The organism is Streptomyces sp. NEAU-YJ-81 (assembly GCF_017592595.1).
GTDB classification, from domain to species: Bacteria; Actinomycetota; Actinomycetes; order Streptomycetales; family Streptomycetaceae; genus Streptomyces; species Streptomyces hygroscopicus_B.
Window position 1 is genome coordinate 130,568 of sequence record NZ_JAGFNO010000007.1, and the last position, 18,167, is coordinate 148,734.

The following is an 18,167-nucleotide window of genomic DNA, read 5'->3' on the forward strand; positions in this document are numbered from 1 at the left end:
TCCCGGCCCGGCCCGCGCCCGCACCACCTTTTCTACGTCGTGGCGAAAAAAATCGACGCGGTGTAGATTTTCAGGTGAGAGAGGCCGGAGCGTACCCGCGGCGCGGCTGCCGCGGCCGAAGGATGTGAGTTGGATATGAAGACCTTCCTGATCACCGGTGTGAGCAGCGGGCTGGGGCAGGCGTTCGCCAAGGGGGCCCTCGCGTCGGGGCACACGGTGGTCGGCACCGTTCGCCGGGAAGCCGATATGGCGGCGTTCGAGGCCCTGGCGCCGGGACGTGCCCGTGCGCGGCTGCTGGATGTCACCGATGACGAGGCCGTATGCGCCGTGGTCGACGAGGTCGAGTCGACTGTCGGTCCACTCGATGTGGCGATCGCCAACGCCGGTTACGGCTTGGAGGGGATCTTCGAGGAGACACCGCTGTCGGCGGTCCGTGCGCAGTTCGCGACCAACGTCTTCGGTGCCGCGGCGACCCTGCAGGCCGTCCTCCCCCATATGCGCAAGCGGCGCGCGGGCCACCTGATGGCGGTGACCTCCATGGGCGGCCTGATGGCGGTGCCCGGTATGTCGGCCTACTGCGGGAGCAAGTTCGCGCTGGAGGGCATGCTCGAGAGCATCCGCAAGGAGGTCGCCGCGTTCGGCATCCACGTCACGGCCATCGAGCCCGGTTCGTTCCGTACGGACTGGGCCGGCCGGTCGATGACGCGTGCCGAACGTGCCATCGCCGACTACGACGCGTTGTTCACACCGATCCGCGAGGCGCGGGTCAAGGCCAGTGGCAACCAGCTCGGCAATCCGCGGAGCGCCGCCGAAGCGATGCTGCACATCCTCGACGTTCCCGAGCCCCCTGCCCACCTGGTGCTGGGCTCGGACGCGCTGCGCCTGATCACGGCGGCCCGGCAGGCGGTGGACGACGACATCCGCACCTGGGAGAAGCTGTCGCGGACCACCGACTTCCCCGACGGAGCTCAGCTCAACAGCTGATCACCGTGCCGGGACGCGGCCGCTGAAGGCCGTGGCGAGCGCGTGGCTCCTCTGCCGGACAACGGCCCTGCCGTGGGCCCTTGTCCGGCGGAAGTACAGTGCTCGGAAGAGTCGATCAGGGGAGACCGCAGTGGGAAGGCGCAGTGCCGCCCCGAGGAAGGGAGACCTGCGCGAGCAGGCCCTTCTGGACGCCGCCGAAGCGCTGCTCGAGCACACGAGTCTCGAGGAGCTCACGGTCGAGGCGATCGCCAAAGGCGCCGGGATCTCACGCGGCTCCCTCTACTTCTACTTCGGCAACAAGCACGAGGTCCTCGCCGCTCTCGTCGAGCGCACCATGCGCACCATCCGGGCCGCGGCCGACAGCACGGCGCAGGACGCGGCATCCCCGCCCGTCGATGTCATGGAACGGGCCGTCCACGGGGTGGAGCGGGTCTGGCGTGAGCACGGCACCGTCATGCGGGCGGCTGTGGACTACTCCGCGCTGCATCCGGTGGTCGGATCCGCCTGGAACGACACGGTCGACGCCTTCGCCCAGGCCATGACCCAGGTGCTGGGGCGGGCGGGGATCCCCGATGAGGACGGGCCCGGCGGAGCCGCCGCGCTGGCCCGCGCACTGTGCTGGATGACGGAACGGACCTTCTACCGCGCCGCCTGCTCGCCCGGGGAAGATCTCGCCGAGGCGACCGCGACCACCGTCGAGATCTGGCGTCGTGTCATGAAGTGATCATGACCCGGTCCTCGACGCGCACCCGAGGACCTCGGCACGGGCATGGCCAACACCCGCATCCCTCGCCCCAGCGCCCGTAAGGGTCGCGTCAAGGGGGTGCGGATCGGCGTATGGGACCCGTCAACGACGCTTGGATCCGGCCATGGGCGGGGTTTTCTTCTATCGATAACCCGTCCGATCCGCCGCTTGCGGATTCCCCCGACCTCTTTCCAGGAGTTCGCGATGGCCGATGTGGCCTTCGTCGTCACCACGCTCGCGGTGTTCGCGCTGGTGGCCTTTGTCGCCAAAGGGGTGGCGAAGCTGTGACCGTCGAAAACGTCGTCGGCCTCGTCGTCGCCGTCGCCCTGTTGGGCTATCTCGTCCTCGCCCTGATCTTCCCGGAGAGGTTCTGACGGTGACATCAGCTGCTACCGCGGCGGGAGGCATGGGTCCCGTACTCGCGGGCGTGCTCCAGCTGCTCGCCCTCATAGGGGCGCTGGCGCTCGCCTACGTCCCCCTCGGCAACCACATGGCCAAGGTCTACTCCTCCGAGAAGCACTGGCGTGTGGAGAAGTGGATCTACAAGGGGATCGGTGCCAACCCCGACACCGAGATGCGCTGGGCCTCGTACCTGCGCGGGGTGCTGGCCTTCTCGGCGGCCGGTGTGCTCTTCCTGTATCTGCTGCAGCGGCTGCAGGGCAGCCTGCCCGGTTCGCTCGGGTTCTCCTCGATCGAGCCGGCGCAGGCGTTCGACACGGCCGCGTCCTTCGTCTCGAACACCAACTGGCAGTCGTACTACGGCGAGCAGGCCATGGGCCACGTCGTGCAGACCGCCGGTCTGGCCGTGCAGAACTTCGTCTCGGCCGCCGTCGGTATCGCCGTCGCGGTGGCGCTGGTGCGCGGCTTCGCGCGCTCGCGCACCGGTGAGCTCGGCAACTTCTGGGCCGATCTGGTGCGCGGCACGGTCCGCGTCCTGGTGCCGGCCGCGGCGATCGCCGCCGTCGTGCTGGTCGCCTGCGGTGCCCTGCAGAACTTCTCGGGCATCCACGAGGTGGGCCAGTTCATGGGCGGCTCGCAGCAGTGGAACGGCGGGGCCGTGGCCTCGCAGGAGGCCATCAAGGAGCTGGGCACCAACGGCGGCGGTTACTTCAACGCCAACAGCGCCCACCCGTTCGAGAACCCGACCCCGTTCACCAACCTCTTCGAGATCTTCCTGATCCTGGTCATCCCGCTGGCGCTGACCCGCACCTTCGGCATCATGGTCGGCTCGGTCAAGCAGGGTTACGCGATCCTGGCGACCATGGTCACCATCTGGGTCGGCTTCGTCGCCCTGATGATGTGGACCGAGTTCGCCCACCACGGCCCGGCCCTTCAGGCCGCCGGTGGCGCGATGGAGGGCAAGGAGGCCCGCTTCGGTGTCGGCGCCTCGGCGCTCTTCGGGGTGTCGACCACGCTCACCTCGACCGGAGCGGTGGACTCCTTCCACTCCTCCTTCACGGGCCTGGGCGGCGGCATCACCATGCTCGGCATGATGCTGGGCGAGATCGCACCCGGTGGTACCGGATCCGGTCTTTACGGCATGCTGATCATGGCGATCATCGCGGTGTTCATCGCCGGGCTGATGGTCGGCCGTACGCCCGAGTATCTGGGCAAGAAGATCGGCGCCCGCGAGATGAAGCTGGCGGCCTGCTACATCCTGGTCACCCCGGCGCTGGTGCTGATCTTCACCGCCGCCTCCATGGCCCTGCGGACGCCGCCGAACTCGATGCTCAACTCCGGTGCGCACGGCTTCTCCGAGGTGCTGTACGCGTTCACCTCCGCCTCGAACAACAACGGCTCCGCCTTCGCGGGCCTGAACGCGAACACCGACTGGTTCAACACCACGACCGGTCTCGCGATGCTGCTCGGCCGCTTCGTGCCCATGGTCTTCGTCCTGGCGCTCGCGGGCTCGCTCGCCGAGCAGAAGCCGGTGCCGGCCACCGCGGGGACGCTGCGCACCGAGAAGCCGCTGTTCACGGGGTTGCTGGTGGGCGCGATCCTGATCATTACCGGTCTGACGTACTTCCCGGCGCTGGCGCTGGGGCCGCTGGCCGAGGGGCTGGCGTGATGACCACCCGCACAGAAAACCACGAGGACTCCATGTCCACTGCCACTCCGACCAGGGCGCCGCGGGGCGGCGTTCCCACCGGGCACAGCCCGGCCGAGGACCGTGTCGGCGCGGGCCTCTTCGATCCCGGACAGCTGCTGAAATCGCTGCCGGACGCCTTCCGCAAGCTGGACCCGCGGGTGATGGTGAAGTCGCCCGTGATGTTCGTCGTGCTGGTCGGGTCCGTGCTGACCACCGTGTTCTCGTGTCAGGATCCGGGCGACTGGTTCGGCTGGGCGATCAGCGCCTGGCTGTGGCTGACCGTGATCTTCGCCAATCTGGCGGAGGCGGTCGCCGAGGGCCGTGGCAAGGCGCAGGCCGACACCCTGCGCAAGGCCAAGACCGACACGGTGGCCCGGCGGCTGGCGGCGGACGGCACGGCCGAGGAGCGGATCCCCGGCACCGAGCTGAAGATCGGTGACCTGGTGGTCTGCGAGGCCGGCGATGTCATCCCCGGCGACGGCGATGTGGTCGAGGGCGTCGCCTCGGTCGACGAGTCGGCGATCACCGGCGAGTCGGCGCCGGTGATCCGCGAGTCCGGCGGCGACCGTTCGGCCGTGACCGGCGGCACCAAGGTGCTGTCCGACCGCATCGTCATCAGGATCACCACCAAGCCGGGCGAGACCTTCATCGACCGGATGATCAACCTGGTGGAGGGCGCCGCGCGGCAGAAGACGCCGAACGAGATCGCGCTGAACATCCTGCTCGCCTCGTTGACGATCGTGTTCCTGCTCGCCTGTGTCACGCTGCCGCCGTTCGCCGATTACGCGGGCACGCATCTGACGATGGTGGTGCTGGTGGCGCTGCTGGTCTGTCTGATCCCGACGACGATCGGCGCGCTGCTCTCCGCGATCGGCATCGCGGGCATGGACCGCCTCGTCCAGCGGAACGTCCTGGCGATGTCGGGCCGGGCGGTCGAGGCCGCCGGTGATGTCTCCACACTGCTGCTGGACAAGACCGGCACGATCACCCTGGGCAACCGGCAGGCAGCGGAGTTCGCGCCGGTGCGCGGCACCACCGAGGCCGAGGTCGCCGACGCCGCCCAGCTCTCCTCACTGGCCGACGAGACCCCCGAGGGCCGGTCCATCGTCGTCCTGGCGAAGGAGAAGTACGGGCTGCGCGAGCGCCACCAGGGCGAACTGGTGGGCGCCGAGTGGATCGAGTTCACCGCGCAGACCCGGATGTCGGGAGTGGACGTCGGCGAGCGGAAGATCCGCAAGGGCGCGGCCGGTTCGGTCATCGCCTGGGTCCAGGAGCGGGGCGGCACGGTCGCCGAGGACGCGGACCGGATCGCCCACCGGATCTCCGAGGCCGGCGGCACCCCGCTGCTGGTGGCGGTCCAGGACGCCGACGGGGCGCGGGTGCTGGGCGTCATCCACCTCAAGGACGTCGTCAAGGAGGGCATGCGGGAGCGGTTCGACGAGCTGCGCCGCATGGGCATCAAGACCGTCATGATCACGGGTGACAACCCGCTGACGGCCAAGGCCATCGCCGAGGAGGCGGGCGTCGACGACTTCCTCGCCGAGGCCACTCCCGAGGACAAGATGGCCCTGATCAAGCGGGAGCAGGCGGGCGGCAAGCTGGTCGCGATGACCGGCGACGGCACCAACGACGCCCCGGCGCTGGCCCAGGCGGACGTCGGGGTGGCGATGAACACCGGTACGTCGGCCGCCAAGGAGGCCGGCAACATGGTCGACCTCGACTCCAACCCGACCAAGCTCATCGAGATCGTGGAGATCGGCAAGCAGTTGCTGATCACCCGTGGCGCGCTGACCACCTTCTCCATCGCCAACGATGTCGCGAAATACTTCGCGATCATCCCGGCGCTGTTCGCGGCGGTCTACCCGGGCCTGGACAAGCTGAACATCATGCAGCTGTCCTCGCCGGACTCGGCGATCCTGTCCGCGGTGATCTTCAACGCGCTGATCATCATCGCGCTGGTGCCGCTGGCCCTGCGGGGCGTGCGCTACCGGCCGATGAGCGCGGACAGGATGCTGCGGCGCAACCTCGGGATCTACGGCCTCGGCGGCCTGATAGCGCCCTTCATCGGCATCAAGATCATCGACCTGCTCATCTCCCTCATTCCCGGGATCGGCTGACCGCCATGAACCATTCCGTCATGAACACCGCCCGGCTGTTCGGGGCCGGCCTGCGGGCCCTCCTCGTGCTGACCCTGGTCACGGGCGTCATCTATCCGCTGGTGGTCACCGGCATCGCCCAGGGACTGTTCCACGACAAGGCGAACGGCTCCGAGATGAAGGCGGACGGCAAGGTCGTCGGCTCCTCCCTGATCGGGCAGCCGTACAACCTGCCGCTGAAGAAGGGTCAGGAGACCCCGGACCCCGATCTGAAGTGGTTCCAGGGGCGCCCGGCGAACGGCCTCGGCACCAACAGCTTCAACACCCAGTACACGCTGCTGCTGTCCGGAGCCACCAACCTCTCCGCCGACAGCAAGGACCTCCTCCAGCAGGTCAAGGACGCCAAGGCCGCGGTCGTCAAGAACAACTCGGTGCCCGGCTACACCGTCAGGCCGTCCCAGGTCCCCGCCGACGCGGTGACGTCCTCCGGCTCCGGCCTGGACCCGGACATCTCCCCGCGCTACGCCGAGATCCAGGTCCACCGGGTCGCGGAGCAGAACGGGCTGTCCGTCGCCCAGGTCGAGAAGCTGGTCGAGGACAAGACCGAGGGCCGCACGATCGGCTTCATCGGCGAGCCGCGGGTGAACGTCCTCGCACTCAACATCGCGCTCAAGGACCTCGTGGCCGAGCACTGACGGCGTTACGCGCCCCGAGCGCCCCGAGAAGCGGGAGCCGGCGGCCGGAGACATTCTCCGGCCGCCGACTCCCGTCGTCATGTCCCGAGGACCGAAGTGGACCACTGGATCCTCGCGGACTCCGTCGGCTACGCGGCGCCGCCGCAGATCCGTGAACTCGTCACCGCCCCGCTCGCGCAGGTGCCCGCCGACCGCCTCACCGTGCAGATCCACGACGGGCGCGGGATGGGTCTGGCGGCCCTGCTCCCCCTGCTGGAGCTGGGCGTCCGTACCATCGACACCTCGCTCGCCGGCAGCGGCGGCCATCCCGCCATGCCCGGAACCCACGGCGGCGGTATGTGCACCGAGGACGCGGTGCAGCTTCTGGAACTGGCCGGGGTGCGCACCGGAATCGACCTGACCCGGCTCATCGACGCCGCCAACTGGCCGGCGGAGGAGGTCGGCTCGCCCGGCAAGGGATTCGTCCGGCACACCGGCCCGGTACCGGCCCCCGGCCGGCCGGGAAGGCCACTCGCCTTCACCTGGTGATACGCGGGTGAGCCGCTACGCGGGGGAACCGCTGCGCGGCCGCTCGGGCAGCACGGCCCGGTCCGGCGAGGGCGCGGTTGCCGTGGTGGTCACGGTGGTGGTGAGGTCTTCGATGCGGTCGGCGAACCCCGGTTCGGGCAGGGGGAGATCGATGTCGGGGTCGTCGGTGAAGTCGACGGCCCGGGCGACGTAGTGGATGACGGCCGTGGTGGCGGGCGGCACCTCTTGCTCCCTTTTCAGGCCGTGCAGGATGCGGAGGGCGGCGGCCATCTCATGGTCGGTGGCGGCCCAGTCCTCCACGGTGTCGGTGACCGGCGGGATCTCGTTGCCCGCCTGCTCGTGCCACCACTCGAGCCAGGCGTGCGCCTGGCCGTCCTCGCCCAGGGCCATGTGGTGGAGGTAGAGGCAGTACGCGGCGGCGGGGTCACCGGCGCCGGCGGCGAACTGCCACCAGAACTGGGCGTGGTCCTCATGGCCGGCCAGTTGCAGAACACACCCGAGGACACGGGAGCCGGGCGGTTCGAGGATGCGGCGGGTGAGGAAGTCCCGAAGCTGGGTCAGGGCATCGGGGCGGGCGATGATCGCCTCACACAGCGTGTGCAGGTCCTGCGCCATCCGTTCGTCCACGCCCTGCGCCGCGGCCCCCGCGGCCGCGGATGTCCGCTGAGCGTGCTGCGGAGGGCGCTCCTGGGGTGGGGCGCCGCCGGGGTCGGCGTGGCGGATGGCGAGCCGGGCCTCGGCGGCCTCGAAGTCGATGGGAGGGGTGGGGTTGAGCAGGGCCCGCGCGAGGATGCGGTCAATGGCTGAGGTCATCGGTCCTCCTTGGCCAGGAGTTGTTGCAGACGGCGGCGGGCGTAGCGGGCGGTGGAGCGGACTCCGGCCTCGGTGATGCCGAGGTGGGTGGCGGTCTCGGCGACGCTGTAGCCGCGGCAGTGGAGCAGGATGACCACGTCCTGCTGGCGCTCGGGGAGTTTCTTGATGGCCTGGTAGAGGTTCAGGCTCTCCTCGAGTACGGCGATGGGGTCGACCGCGTCCCTGAGCATCGCGGTCTCGAAGGTCGCGTTGTCCAGGAGGGCGGGGCCGCGGTTGCGGGCGCGGGCGAGGTCGATGGCCCGGTTCTTCATGACCTTCCAGGCGTAGGCTGCCGGATTCTCCATGCTCAGCACCTTGGGCCAGCAGCGCAGGAGTTGTTCGAAGGCGGCGTCGACGGCCTCTTCGGCGTCCGCGTGGTTGCCGAGGTAGACCACGGCCCGGTCGATGTACGCCTTCCGGTGGAGCTGGTGGAAGGCACGGAAGTCCGCGGGGAGTCCGGTGGTCATCGAGGTGGTTTCGCGCGAGCGCAGGAATTCGTTGGTCACCGCTCCCCTCCCTCCCGGTCGCTGCGATGCAGTTCCGATACGCCGACGCGGACTCCCATCGCGGCCGCGCGGCGCAGGAGGGCGATGGCGTCACTGCCGAATACCCGCGCGACGAGTACGGCGGTGACGACGTTCACCACGGTTTGAAGATTCACGGACTTCGTTGTCCTTCTGTTCGTTGTACGAGGGGTGGCCCCCACACGCCCCGCGAGTGCGCGGTGTTGCGCTCTCTGTTTCAGATAGCGCTCACGGACGCCGGTTCGTGCATCGGATGAGCTTAAAATCTTACGGAACGCATCGATCCAATTACGCAAATATGAAAAACATATGGACCTGGTCCGCTGATCCGGCCCCGATCGCGCCGCCGTGCGGGGGCGGGCTAGCCGGTGAGCGTCTGGGTGCCGAGCACGGTGAGCAGGGCGAGGCGTTCGGCGTCCTCGGTGCCGGGCTCGGCGGTGTACACCACGATGCGCAGATCGCTGCCCGCCACGGTGAGCACGTCACAGTCCAGCGTCAGCGAGCCCACCCGCGGATGGTCGATGGTCTTGCGCGATGCCTCATGGCGGCCGACGGTGCCGGAGTCCCACAGCTCGGCGAACCGCTCGCTGTTCGCGCGCAGCTCCGCGACCAGCTGCCGCAGCCGCTGGTCGGCCGGGTAGCGGGCGGCGGCCGTGCGGAGATCGGCGACCAGCGCGGCCTGGAACTCGCCGCGGGCCTCATGCGTCTGCCGGGATCCGCTGTCCTCGCCGACGAAGTGGCGCCAGACTCCGTTGCGCTCGTTGCCGCGCCACCGGGACGGATCGCCCCTCAGGGCCACGTACGGCGGATTGGCCATGAGCAGCGTCCAGGACGCGTCGCTCACGGCGACCGGTGTTCCGGTCAGCCGGTCCAGCAGCCGCTGGACGCTCGGGGTGATGTACGCCGGCACCGTCTCCGGACCCGGTGGCGCCAGCCCGGTCAGCCGGAAGAGATGGGCACGCTCGGCCCCCGACAGCCGCAGCGCCCTGGCCAGCGCCTCGACGACCTGGGACGAGGGATGGGCGGCCCGGCCCTGTTCGAGGCGGGTGACGTAGTCGACGGAGATCCCGGCCAGCATCGCCAGCTCCTCGCGGCGCAGCCCGGCCGCGCGCCGCTGCCCGCCGGACGCCAGCCCGGCGGCCTCCGGCGGGACCCGGTCCCGCCAGCGCCGTACCGCCTGCCCGAACTCCGTGGTCGCCATGACCACCAGTGTGCACCGCGGGCCAGGACCCTTCCTGGTACTCGCGGTCCCAGGAAGACGGGGCAGCTGGCTGCCCCCACGCCCCGGGCGCAGCCTGGAGACATGACGACAACACTTATCACCGGAGCCAACAAGGGTCTCGGCTTCGAGACCGCCCGCCGACTGATCGCCGCGGGCCACACCGTCTACCTCGGCAGCCGGGACGCCGACCGCGGACGCCGGGCCGCCGAGCGGCTGGGGGCGCGGCTGGTCGTCCTCGATGTCACCGATGACGCGTCCGTGGCCGCCGCCGCCAAGACCATCGAGGCCGACGGCGGGCTGGATGTGCTGATCAACAACGCCGGTATCGAGGCGCGGACGCCGGACGGCGGGGTGATCGGCGCCGCCGAGGTCACCGCCGACATGATGCGGACGGTGTTCGAGACCAACGTCTTCGGCGTGGTGCGGGTCACCCACGCCTTTTTGCCGCTGCTGCGGAGGTCCGCCGCTCCGGTCGTGGTCAATGTCAGCAGCGGCCTGGCCTCGCTGGAGCGGGTCTCCACCCCGGACGACCCGGCGCACGCCTATCCGGGGGTCACCTATCCGGCGTCGAAGGCCACGGTCAACATGGTCACCGTGCAGTACGCGAAGGCGTTCCCGCAGATGCGGATCAACGCCGTCGAGCCCGGCTACACCGCGACGGACCTCAACGCGCACACCGGCCACCAGACCGTCGAGGAGGGCGCCGAGATCATCGTCCGGATGGCCCAGGTGGGGCCCGACGGCCCGACGGGAGGGTACTTCGACATCGAGGGCACTCTCCCCTGGTAGAGCAGCGGGCCGGCGGCCTTCGACGCCGCCCTCACCGGGCCCCCGCACTCACCTCGGCCCGGCTGTCCCGGGTGCGCCACAGCCACCTGATGTCGCGGGCGAAGGACCAGCTGAGCAGGGTCAGGGCGAGCAGGGCGGCGCCGAAGGCCGGCGCGTAGGGCAGGACGTCGGCGCCGACGACCAGCAGCAGCACACCCTGGAGCGCGGCCACCGTCTTGCGGGCCGTGCTCGGGGGCAACTGGCCGTTCAGCCAGGGCAGCACCCGGGCCGCGGCGACGAAGACGTAGCGCATGGCGCCGATCAGCAGCACCCACGGGCCGAGCGAGGTGGCCACATAGACGCTGAGCACCAGGATGAGGACGGCGTCGACCTCCATGTCGAACCGCGCGCCCAGGGAGGACGAGGTGCCGGTGCGGCGGGCCACCTGGCCGTCGACCGCGTCCAGGAGCAGCGCGACCGCGGTGAGGGCCACCAGGACGGTGACCGGCGGCGGGCTCTCGAAGGAGTCCGCGACCAGCGCGGTCACCCCGCCGACGAGCGTGGCCCGCGCCAGGGTGACGCGGTTGGCCGCACCGAAGGAGGCGAGCCAGTGCCGCGACAGGGCGCGGGTGAGCACCGCCCAGGTGGCGACCGCGAAGGCCAGGCCGGTCAGCCAGCCCGCGGGTCCCAGGTCGAGCGCCGTGCCGAGCAGCACGAGCAGCAGCAGCTGCGCGGCGGCGCCCGCGGCCGTCTCGTTCCGCACCAGCGTCGTGTTGTAGGGATTGTTCAGGGCCACCGTGCACCCTCCGGGCTGTGTGGCGGAGTGGATGGGTGCCGCGTACCGTGTTCGCGGCTTCATGGTCATCGGTACGTGAGCCACCGCCCGATTGTTCAGCCCCTTTGGAGAACGTCGTATGACGCGCACCGCCCGCGCCTTCTGGCTCCGCTCCCCCGGCCGTGGCGAGATACGGGAGGTGGCCCTGCCCGACCCGGGGCCCGAGGACGTGGTGGTGCGCACGCTGTGCTCGGGGGTGAGCCGCGGTACGGAGACCCTGGTCTTCCGCGGTGGCGTACCGGAGAGTCAGCACACCGCGATGCGCGCGCCGTTCCAGGACGGTGAGTTCCCCGGGCCGGTCAAGTACGGCTATCTCAATGTGGGTCTGGTCGAGGAGGGGCCGGCGTCCCTGCTGGGGCGCACCGTCTTCTGTCTGTATCCGCATCAGACCCGCTATGTGGTCCCGGCGAGCGCGGTGACCCCGGTGCCGGAGGGCGTGCCCGCCCCACGCGCCGTGCTGGCGGGGACGGTGGAGACCGCGGTGAACGCGGCGTGGGACGCCGCGCCCCTGCTGGGCGACCGGATCGCCGTGGTGGGCGCGGGGATGGTGGGCGCCTCCGTGGCGGCGGTGCTGGCCCGGTTCCCCGCCGTACGGGTGCAACTGGTGGACGCCGAGCCGGCGCGCGCCGAGGTCGCGCGGGCGCTCGGGGTGGACTTCGCGCTCCCCGAGGAGGCGGCGGGCGACCTCGATCTGGTCGTCCACGCCAGCGCCACCGAACAGGGGCTCGCGCGCTCGCTGGAGCTCCTCGCCCCGGAGGGCACCGTGCTGGAGCTGAGCTGGTACGGGGACCGGCGGATCAGCCTGCCGCTGGGGGAAGCCTTCCACTCCCGCCGGCTGACGGTGCGCGCCAGCCAGGTGGGGACGGTCTCACCGGCCCGGGGCACCCGCCGCGGTTACGGCGACCGGATGGCGCTGGCGCTCGAACTGCTCGCCGATCCGGCCTTCGACGCCCTTGTCACCGGCGAATGCGCTTTCGAGGAGCTTCCTCAGGTGCTGCCGGGGCTCGCGTCCGGGGAGATTCCGGGGCTGTGCCACCGGGTTCGCTACGGCGCGGAATCTGCCGTGTCATCCGTCTGAACACGGGGAACGTGACGGCCGTACTAGAGGGCGTGCCCCGGCTGAGGGCCCGACGCGCCGTATCTGGAGGGTCATCCGTTGTTCAGCATCACCGTCCGCGATCACATCATGATCGCTCACAGTTTCCGCGGGGACGTCTTCGGACCCGCGCAGCGGTTGCACGGGGCGACGTTCCTCGTGGACGCCACCTTCCGCCGTGCCGAGTTGGACGACGACAACATCGTCGTCGACATCGGCCTGGCCACCCGTGAGCTGGGGGAGGTGTGCGGCGCGCTCAGCTATCGCAATCTCGACGACGAACCCGATTTCGAGGGGATCAACACCTCCACCGAGTTCCTCGCCAAGGTGATCGCCGACCGCCTTGCCGAGCGGGTCCACTCCGGAGCGCTGGGCGAGGGCGCCCGCGGGCTGTCCGCAATCGCCGTCACCCTGCATGAGTCGCATGTCGCCTGGGCGAGTTACGAGCGCGGCCTATGAGCCCGGCCGCACCGCGCACGGTGCACATCGTGATGCCCGGCGCCGTGGCCGACCCGGCCGCGCCGAGCGGCGGCAACGTCTACGACCGGCGGATCTGCCGGGATCTGCCCGGCGCCGGCTGGCGGGTCGAGGAGCACGCGGTCGAGGGTGACTGGCCCCGGCCCGGCCCCGCCGCCCGCGCCGAGCTGACCCGGATCCTGGCCGGGCTGGCGGACGGCACGGCCGTCCTGCTCGACGGGCTGGTCGCCTGTGTGCTCCCCGCCATCGTCGTCCCGCAGGCCCAGCGGCTGCGGCTGGCGGTGCTGGTGCATCTGCCGCTGGGCGACGAGACGGGGCTCACCCCCGGCCGGGCCTCGGAGCTGACGGCGCTGGAGGGCCGGACGCTGCGCTCGGTGCGGGCGGTGGTGGCCACCAGCGCATGGGCGGCCGGTCGGCTGGTGGATCTGCACGGGCTGGTGCCCGACCGGGTCCATGTGGCGGCGCCCGGCGCCGATATCGCGCCCCTCGCCACCTCGGGCGGCGAGGGCTCACGGCTGCTGTGCGTGGCCTCGGTGACCCCGCGCAAGGGGCAGCTACGGCTGGTGGAGGCGCTCGCGGACATCCCGGATCTGCCCTGGGCCTGCGACTGCGCGGGAGCCCTGGACCAGGACCCGGAGTACACCGCCCGGCTCCGGGAGCTGATCGAGAAGCTGGGCGTGGGCGACCGGGTGCGGCTGCTCGGCCCGAGGACCGGCGCCGAGCTGGCCGCCGATTACGCGGGTGCCGACGCGATGGTGCTCGCCTCGTACGCCGAGACCTATGGCATGGCGGTGACCGAGGCGCTCGCCCGGGGGATCCCGGTGCTGGCCACGGCCGTCGGCGGGGTTCCGGAGGCCATCGGGCAGGCACCCGACGGCAGGGTGCCGGGCATGCTCATCGACCCGGACGACCCCGGGGCGCTCACGGCGGCGTTGCGCCGCTGGCTGAGCGACCCCGGTATACGCCGCCGGCTGACCACCGCCGCGCGCGAGCGGCGCACCGCGCTGGCCGGGTGGGAGAACACCACCCGGAACCTGGCCGGTGCGCTGGAAGAGCTCCGAGACGAACCGCGGAGGGCCGCGTGAAGACGACCGACGTACCGCGTTACACCCCAGACTGGCTGGAGCTGCGGGAGAGCGCCGACGCGGCGGCCCGCTCCCCCGAACTCATCGAGGAGCTCCGCCCCCGGCTGTCCGGCCCGCCGCTGGTGATTCACGATCTGGGCTGCGGCACCGGCTCCATGGGGCGCTGGCTGGCGCCCCGGCTGAGCGGCCCGCAACTGTGGATCCTGCACGACCGCGACCCCGATCTGCTGGACCGGGCGGCCCTGCGGATGCCCCGGGCGGCCACCGACGGCAGCCGCATCGCCATCGCGACGGCGCGTGGCGACCTCGCCCGGCTGACCGCGAGCACGCTGGACGGCGCCTCGCTGGTGACGGCGTCCGCGCTGCTGGACGTGCTCACCGCCGAGGAGGTGGACGGGATCGCCGCGGCCTGCGCCGCGGCCCAGTGCCCGGCGCTGCTGGCGCTGTCCGTGGTGGGGCGGGTCGAGATCACCCCGGCCGATCCGCTGGACGCGGAGATCGCCGAGGCGTTCAACGCCCATCAGCGGCGCGGCGATCTGGTGGGCCCCGACGCGATGGCGGTGGCCTCCGAGACGTTCGCCCGGTACGGCGCGACGGTACGGACCCACGCCAGCCCCTGGACGCTCGGCGCCGACCACGCCGCGCTGACGGCCGAATGGCTGCGGGGCTGGGTGGGCGCTGCCGTGGAGCACCGGCCGGAGCTGGCCGGGCGCGCCGAGGCGTATCTGCGCCGCCGGCTGGCGATCGCCGCGACGGGCGCGCTGCGGGTGGTGGTGCATCACCGGGATCTGCTGGCGCTGCCCGCGTCCCGCACGATGGGGGCGGCCGCGTGACCGGCGCGCTGCGGGCCCGGCTCGGGGCGGCCGCGGGCGTCGCCATCCTCGGGGTGGTGCTGTGGCGGCTGGGCACCGGGGCCTTTGTGGACGGTCTGCGCACCATCGACGGCCTCACGCTGCTGGCGGCGCTCGGGCTCGGCCTGCTCACCACGGTCTTCAGCGCATGGCGCTGGTGTCTGGTGGCGCGGGGGCTGCGGATCCGGCTGCCGCTGGGCCCGGCCGTCGCCGACTACTACCGCGCGCTGTTCCTCAACGCCGCGCTGCCCGGTGGGGTCCTCGGCGATGTGCATCGCGCGGTGCGGCACGGGCGGGACGCGGGGGATGTCGGCCGGGGCGTACGCGCGGTGGTGCTGGAGCGGGTCGCGGGCCAGGTGGTGCTGATCGCGGTCGGGGTGGCGATCCTGCTGGCCCACCCCTCGCTGGCCCTGGCGCAGTTGGGGCGGCTGGTCGGCGGTCTCGGCGGCCCGATGGCCGGGGCGGCGGTGCTCGCGGGGTGTCTCGCGCTGCTCGTCACCGTGGCCGTACGGCGCCGCCGCCGCGCGGCGCCGGTGGCCACGCGGCGGCGGGGCGCGGTCCGCGGCGCGCTGACCGAGGCGCGCCGCGGACTGCTGGCCCGGGGGAGCTGGCCGGGGGTGGTGGTCTCCTCGGTCGTGGTGCTGGCCGGGCATCTGACGACGTTCGTCCTCGCCGCGCGGGCCGCGGGGTCACACGCTCCGCTGACCGAGCTGCTGCCCCTGATGGTGCTCGCCCTGATCGCCATGGCGCTGCCGCTGAACGTCGGCGGCTGGGGCCCCCGCGAGGGCGTCACCGCCTGGGCCTTCGGCGCCGCGGGCCTGGGCGCGGGCCAGGGGCTGACCGTGGCCGTGGTCTACGGGGTGCTCACCTTCGCCGCGAGCCTCCCCGGTGTCGCGGTGCTGGCCGTCCAGTGGTGCGCCCGGCTGCGGGGCCGACAGGTCGAGTTCGAAGAGGGTGTCCTCGCCGAGGGTGGAGCGGCGGACGGGCGGGCGCAGCGCGTCCCGCATGACCGGCGTCCCGTCGAAGCGCAGCCCGGGGATGCCGTCGCCGAGCAGGACCGGGGCCACGGTGACATAGAGCCGGTGCAGCGCCCTCGCGTGCAGAAAGCGGGACACGGTGACGCCGCCGCCCTCGATGAGCACCCGGCCCAGTCCGCGCCGCGCGAGCGCCCGCACCAGCCGGTGGGGGGCAAAGGCGTCGGGCTCCGTGAGCGTCAGCAGCTCCACCCCGTCCGGCGGCGCCGGCCGGCGCTCGCCGGTGGCGCCCACCACCCACAGGGTCGGAGCTGAGCCATCGGTGAACACGCGTCGGTCGAGCGGCACCCGTCCACGGGGATCGAGGACGACCCGTACCGGGTGGGTGCCCGCGCAGGCGCGGACGGTGAGCTGGGGGTCGTCCGCGACGGCGGTACCGGCCCCGACGACCACCGCGTCGGCCAGGGCGCGCAGCCGGTGGAGATGGCGGCGGTCCTCCTCGCCGGTGACGTAGTCGGCGTCGCCGGTGCGGGTGGCGATGAATCCGTCCAGGCTCTGACCGAGCTGAGCGATCGTCAGCCGCGGCCCGGCCAGGCACAGCGGGAGATAGCGGTCGGCCAGGAGCCGGGCCTCCGGCGAGGCGGGCTCACTCCACCGCCGCCTGCCGTCCGGGCCCCGCACCAGACCGGCGGCCCCGGTGTCCGCCTCGCTCCGGACGGAGCGCAGCCGCTCCCATGCCTCTTCCGTTTCCAGAAAGGTCATCACGCCTCCTTCTCGGCACCGACCAGGGAAAGATACTCGGCGAAGGAATCGACGAGCCCGGCCAGCAGTTCCTTTCCCTTATGCGCGGACGCCCTGGACGGCCGGCCGATGACGCCGGACTCCGTATAGGCGGACATACCGAGAGTGAGCAGATGTTTCCGATCGTCGGATATCCAGTCGGAGGTTTCATGACCGGGCCGGACGAGTTCTGGATGGGCATGCAGGAGTATGGATGTCTCCAGTTCCCCCGCATGCATATCGCTGTTCGACGGGGTGCGTACTCCGGCGCGGGTTCTGGCGGCGTCCCAGTCCGCCGATCCGGGGAATAGCGCCATACCGAAGTCACCCCCGGCGGATTCCTGAACGATGTTGCGCAGTACGTAATTTCCGCCGTGTCCGTTCACCAGAATCAGACCGCGTATACCCGAGCGCCGTAGCGAGTCGGCGATATCGCGGACCACGGCGTAGAGGGTGGCCGCGGACAGGGAGATCGTCCCTGGCCAGGCCGCATGTTCATGGGAGCAGGAGATCGTCACCGGGGGCAGGTGAAGCACCGGATACGCGGCCGCGATCTCGCCTGCGATCGTGCCGGCGATGACCGTGTCGGTCGCCAGTGGGAGAAATGCGCCGTGTTGTTCGAAGCTGCCTACGGGAAGCACGGCGACATCGGCCCGGTCGGCCCGCACTTCCTCCGTCGTCTGTGTCGGCAAGACCATGCCGACCTGCGGGCGCGTTCCCGAACCACTCATATCGTGGACCTTTCATGTGTCGACCGGACAGCTTGTTGCCGCGGCTTTGTCATTCTCCTGTACAAGGGCGGTGGTTTTCCAGATAAGATCGGGACATGACAGAAAGTGATGGCGTGTTCGATGTCGACGCCCGCCCCTCGGGTGTCGAACGAGTGGTGAATGTCCGGCTGTCCACGAAGCATGGCGACTTTCTCGCGATCGGCTATCGGGACCTCGTTCGCGGTGATGAACAAATGGCGCTGGTATACGGCGATGTCACCGGTGAGGAAGCGCTTACCCGCCTGCATTCGGAGTGCCTCACCGGAGACGCGTTCGGCTCCCGTCACTGCGAGTGCGGCGACCAGCTCTCCGCGGCGCTGAAGGCGATCGTGGCCGAAGGCCGGGGCATTCTCGTCTATCTGAGGGGTCATGAGGGACGAGGGATCGGGCTGCTCGCCAAGCTCCAGGCGATGAAGCTCCAGGCGGAGGGGCTGGACACGGTCGAGGCCAACCTCGCCCTCGGCCTGCCGGCGGACGCCCGGGACTACAAGGTGGCGGCGGATGTCCTGCACGACCTCAAGGTGCGCTCCGTGCGGCTGCTGTCCAACAACCCCCAGAAGCGGGACGCGCTGCTGCGGCATGGCGTCAGGGTCAGCGAGCAGGTGCCGCTGCTGATGACTCCGCACAAGGAGAACCTCCCGTATCTGCTCACCAAGCGGGATCGTATGGACCACTATCTGCCCCATCTGGAAGCCGTGATCCAGCGCACCTGAAGGAGAGCCCGGCCGGGGGCCGCGGCCCCGTCCACCGGCGTCGACCGGGCGCGAGCCGCGGCCCGCCATCGGTGTGGCCATAC

20 protein-coding genes and 2 pseudogenes are annotated in these 18,167 nt (G+C 71.0%); 15 read left to right on the plus strand and 7 right to left on the minus strand.

Annotation, left to right across the window (positions count from 1 at the left end; translation table 11 throughout):
* Positions 1-135 precede the first annotated feature (135 nt).
* The 8 genes from J5X86_RS18415 (at position 136) to J5X86_RS18450 (ending at position 7,137) form a co-directional block, all read left to right on the plus strand.
* Positions 136-984: an oxidoreductase gene (locus J5X86_RS18415; protein ID WP_374229264.1), complete on the plus strand. Its 849-nt coding sequence runs from the start codon at positions 136-138 to the stop codon at positions 982-984.
* 130 nt (positions 985-1,114) lie between these two features.
* Positions 1,115-1,708 (plus strand): TetR/AcrR family transcriptional regulator, encoded by a 594-nt coding sequence (locus J5X86_RS18420; RefSeq protein ID WP_208517874.1) that lies wholly within the window; start codon positions 1,115-1,117, stop codon positions 1,706-1,708.
* A 45-nt stretch (positions 1,709-1,753) separates the two neighbouring features.
* Positions 1,754-2,017 carry a hypothetical protein gene (locus J5X86_RS18425; RefSeq protein ID WP_208518053.1) on the plus strand — a complete coding sequence of 88 codons (264 nt, stop codon included), beginning with the start codon at positions 1,754-1,756 and terminating at the stop codon, positions 2,015-2,017.
* On the plus strand, positions 2,014-2,103 hold the full coding sequence (gene kdpF, locus J5X86_RS18430) for a K(+)-transporting ATPase subunit F (protein WP_037770757.1): 90 nt from the start codon (positions 2,014-2,016) through the stop codon (positions 2,101-2,103). Before J5X86_RS18425 ends, kdpF begins: the two co-directional genes overlap by 4 nt.
* Positions 2,104-2,135: 32 nt before the next feature.
* On the plus strand, positions 2,136-3,797 hold the full coding sequence (gene kdpA, locus J5X86_RS18435; RefSeq protein WP_208517875.1) for a potassium-transporting ATPase subunit KdpA: 1,662 nt from the start codon (positions 2,136-2,138) through the stop codon (positions 3,795-3,797).
* On the plus strand, positions 3,797-5,935 hold the full coding sequence (kdpB, locus tag J5X86_RS18440; RefSeq protein WP_208517876.1) for a potassium-transporting ATPase subunit KdpB: 2,139 nt from the start codon (positions 3,797-3,799) through the stop codon (positions 5,933-5,935). The genes kdpA and kdpB overlap by 1 nt, the downstream gene beginning before the upstream one ends.
* A 5-nt stretch (positions 5,936-5,940) precedes the next feature.
* Positions 5,941-6,609, plus strand: coding sequence for a potassium-transporting ATPase subunit C (locus tag J5X86_RS18445; protein WP_208517877.1), 669 nt, complete (start codon positions 5,941-5,943; stop codon positions 6,607-6,609).
* A 96-nt stretch (positions 6,610-6,705) separates the two neighbouring features.
* Positions 6,706-7,137, plus strand: coding sequence for a hypothetical protein (locus J5X86_RS18450; RefSeq protein WP_208517878.1), 432 nt, complete (start codon positions 6,706-6,708; stop codon positions 7,135-7,137).
* Positions 7,138-7,152: 15 nt separating this feature from the next.
* On the opposite strand, the gene J5X86_RS18455 is transcribed toward J5X86_RS18450, so the two are convergent.
* From J5X86_RS18455 to J5X86_RS18470, 4 genes are all read right to left on the minus strand, one after another.
* Positions 7,153-7,950, minus strand: a complete 798-nt coding sequence (locus J5X86_RS18455; RefSeq protein ID WP_208517879.1) for a hypothetical protein — start codon at positions 7,948-7,950, stop codon at positions 7,153-7,155.
* Positions 7,947-8,495, minus strand: a complete 549-nt coding sequence (locus J5X86_RS18460) for a sigma-70 family RNA polymerase sigma factor (RefSeq protein ID WP_308124609.1) — start codon at positions 8,493-8,495, stop codon at positions 7,947-7,949. The genes J5X86_RS18455 and J5X86_RS18460 overlap by 4 nt, the downstream gene beginning before the upstream one ends.
* Positions 8,492-8,650: a hypothetical protein gene (locus J5X86_RS18465; RefSeq protein ID WP_014059559.1), complete on the minus strand. Its 159-nt coding sequence runs from the start codon at positions 8,648-8,650 to the stop codon at positions 8,492-8,494. The genes J5X86_RS18460 and J5X86_RS18465 overlap by 4 nt, the downstream gene beginning before the upstream one ends.
* A 224-nt stretch (positions 8,651-8,874) precedes the next feature.
* Positions 8,875-9,714, minus strand: a complete 840-nt coding sequence (locus J5X86_RS18470) for a helix-turn-helix transcriptional regulator (RefSeq protein ID WP_208517880.1) — start codon at positions 9,712-9,714, stop codon at positions 8,875-8,877.
* A 102-nt stretch (positions 9,715-9,816) separates the two neighbouring features.
* On the opposite strand from J5X86_RS18470, the gene J5X86_RS18475 reads away from it, so the two are divergent.
* Positions 9,817-10,524, plus strand: coding sequence for an SDR family NAD(P)-dependent oxidoreductase (locus tag J5X86_RS18475; RefSeq protein WP_208517881.1), 708 nt, complete (start codon positions 9,817-9,819; stop codon positions 10,522-10,524).
* Positions 10,525-10,555: 31 nt separating this feature from the next.
* On the opposite strand, the gene J5X86_RS18480 is transcribed toward J5X86_RS18475, so the two are convergent.
* Positions 10,556-11,299 (minus strand): CDP-alcohol phosphatidyltransferase family protein, encoded by a 744-nt coding sequence (locus J5X86_RS18480; RefSeq protein WP_208517882.1) that lies wholly within the window; start codon positions 11,297-11,299, stop codon positions 10,556-10,558.
* Between the two features lie 118 nt (positions 11,300-11,417).
* On the opposite strand from J5X86_RS18480, the gene J5X86_RS18485 reads away from it, so the two are divergent.
* The 5 genes and pseudogenes from J5X86_RS18485 to J5X86_RS50760 all read left to right on the plus strand — a co-directional run.
* Entirely contained in the window at positions 11,418-12,416 is a 999-nt protein-coding gene (locus tag J5X86_RS18485) for a zinc-binding alcohol dehydrogenase (RefSeq protein ID WP_208517883.1), read from the plus strand.
* A gap of 78 nt (positions 12,417-12,494) precedes the next feature.
* Positions 12,495-12,893, plus strand: coding sequence for a 6-carboxytetrahydropterin synthase (locus J5X86_RS18490; protein ID WP_078640548.1), 399 nt, complete (start codon positions 12,495-12,497; stop codon positions 12,891-12,893).
* On the plus strand, positions 12,890-13,996 hold the full coding sequence (locus J5X86_RS18495; protein WP_208517884.1) for a glycosyltransferase family 4 protein: 1,107 nt from the start codon (positions 12,890-12,892) through the stop codon (positions 13,994-13,996). Before J5X86_RS18490 ends, J5X86_RS18495 begins: the two co-directional genes overlap by 4 nt.
* Positions 13,993-14,829: an SAM-dependent methyltransferase gene (locus J5X86_RS18500; protein WP_208517885.1), complete on the plus strand. Its 837-nt coding sequence runs from the start codon at positions 13,993-13,995 to the stop codon at positions 14,827-14,829. The genes J5X86_RS18495 and J5X86_RS18500 overlap by 4 nt, the downstream gene beginning before the upstream one ends.
* A gap of 86 nt (positions 14,830-14,915) precedes the next feature.
* Positions 14,916-15,671 (plus strand): annotated as a pseudogene (locus J5X86_RS50760) (YbhN family protein); the annotation flags it as partial.
* Between the two features lie 273 nt (positions 15,672-15,944).
* Here J5X86_RS50760 and J5X86_RS50765 read toward each other — a convergent pair.
* Positions 15,945-16,583 (minus strand): annotated as a pseudogene (locus J5X86_RS50765) (RibD family protein); the annotation flags it as partial.
* Complete coding sequence (locus J5X86_RS18510) at positions 16,583-17,332, minus strand: creatininase family protein (RefSeq protein ID WP_208517887.1); 750 nt, start codon at positions 17,330-17,332, stop codon at positions 16,583-16,585. The pseudogene J5X86_RS50765 and the gene J5X86_RS18510, both read right to left, overlap by 1 nt.
* A 95-nt stretch (positions 17,333-17,427) precedes the next feature.
* On the opposite strand from J5X86_RS18510, the gene ribA reads away from it, so the two are divergent.
* The gene (ribA, locus tag J5X86_RS18515) at positions 17,428-18,084 is read left to right on the plus strand and encodes a GTP cyclohydrolase II (protein ID WP_078640553.1); all 657 of its coding nucleotides are present in this window, start codon (positions 17,428-17,430) and stop codon (positions 18,082-18,084) included.
* The last annotated feature ends 83 nt before the right edge of the window (positions 18,085-18,167 follow it).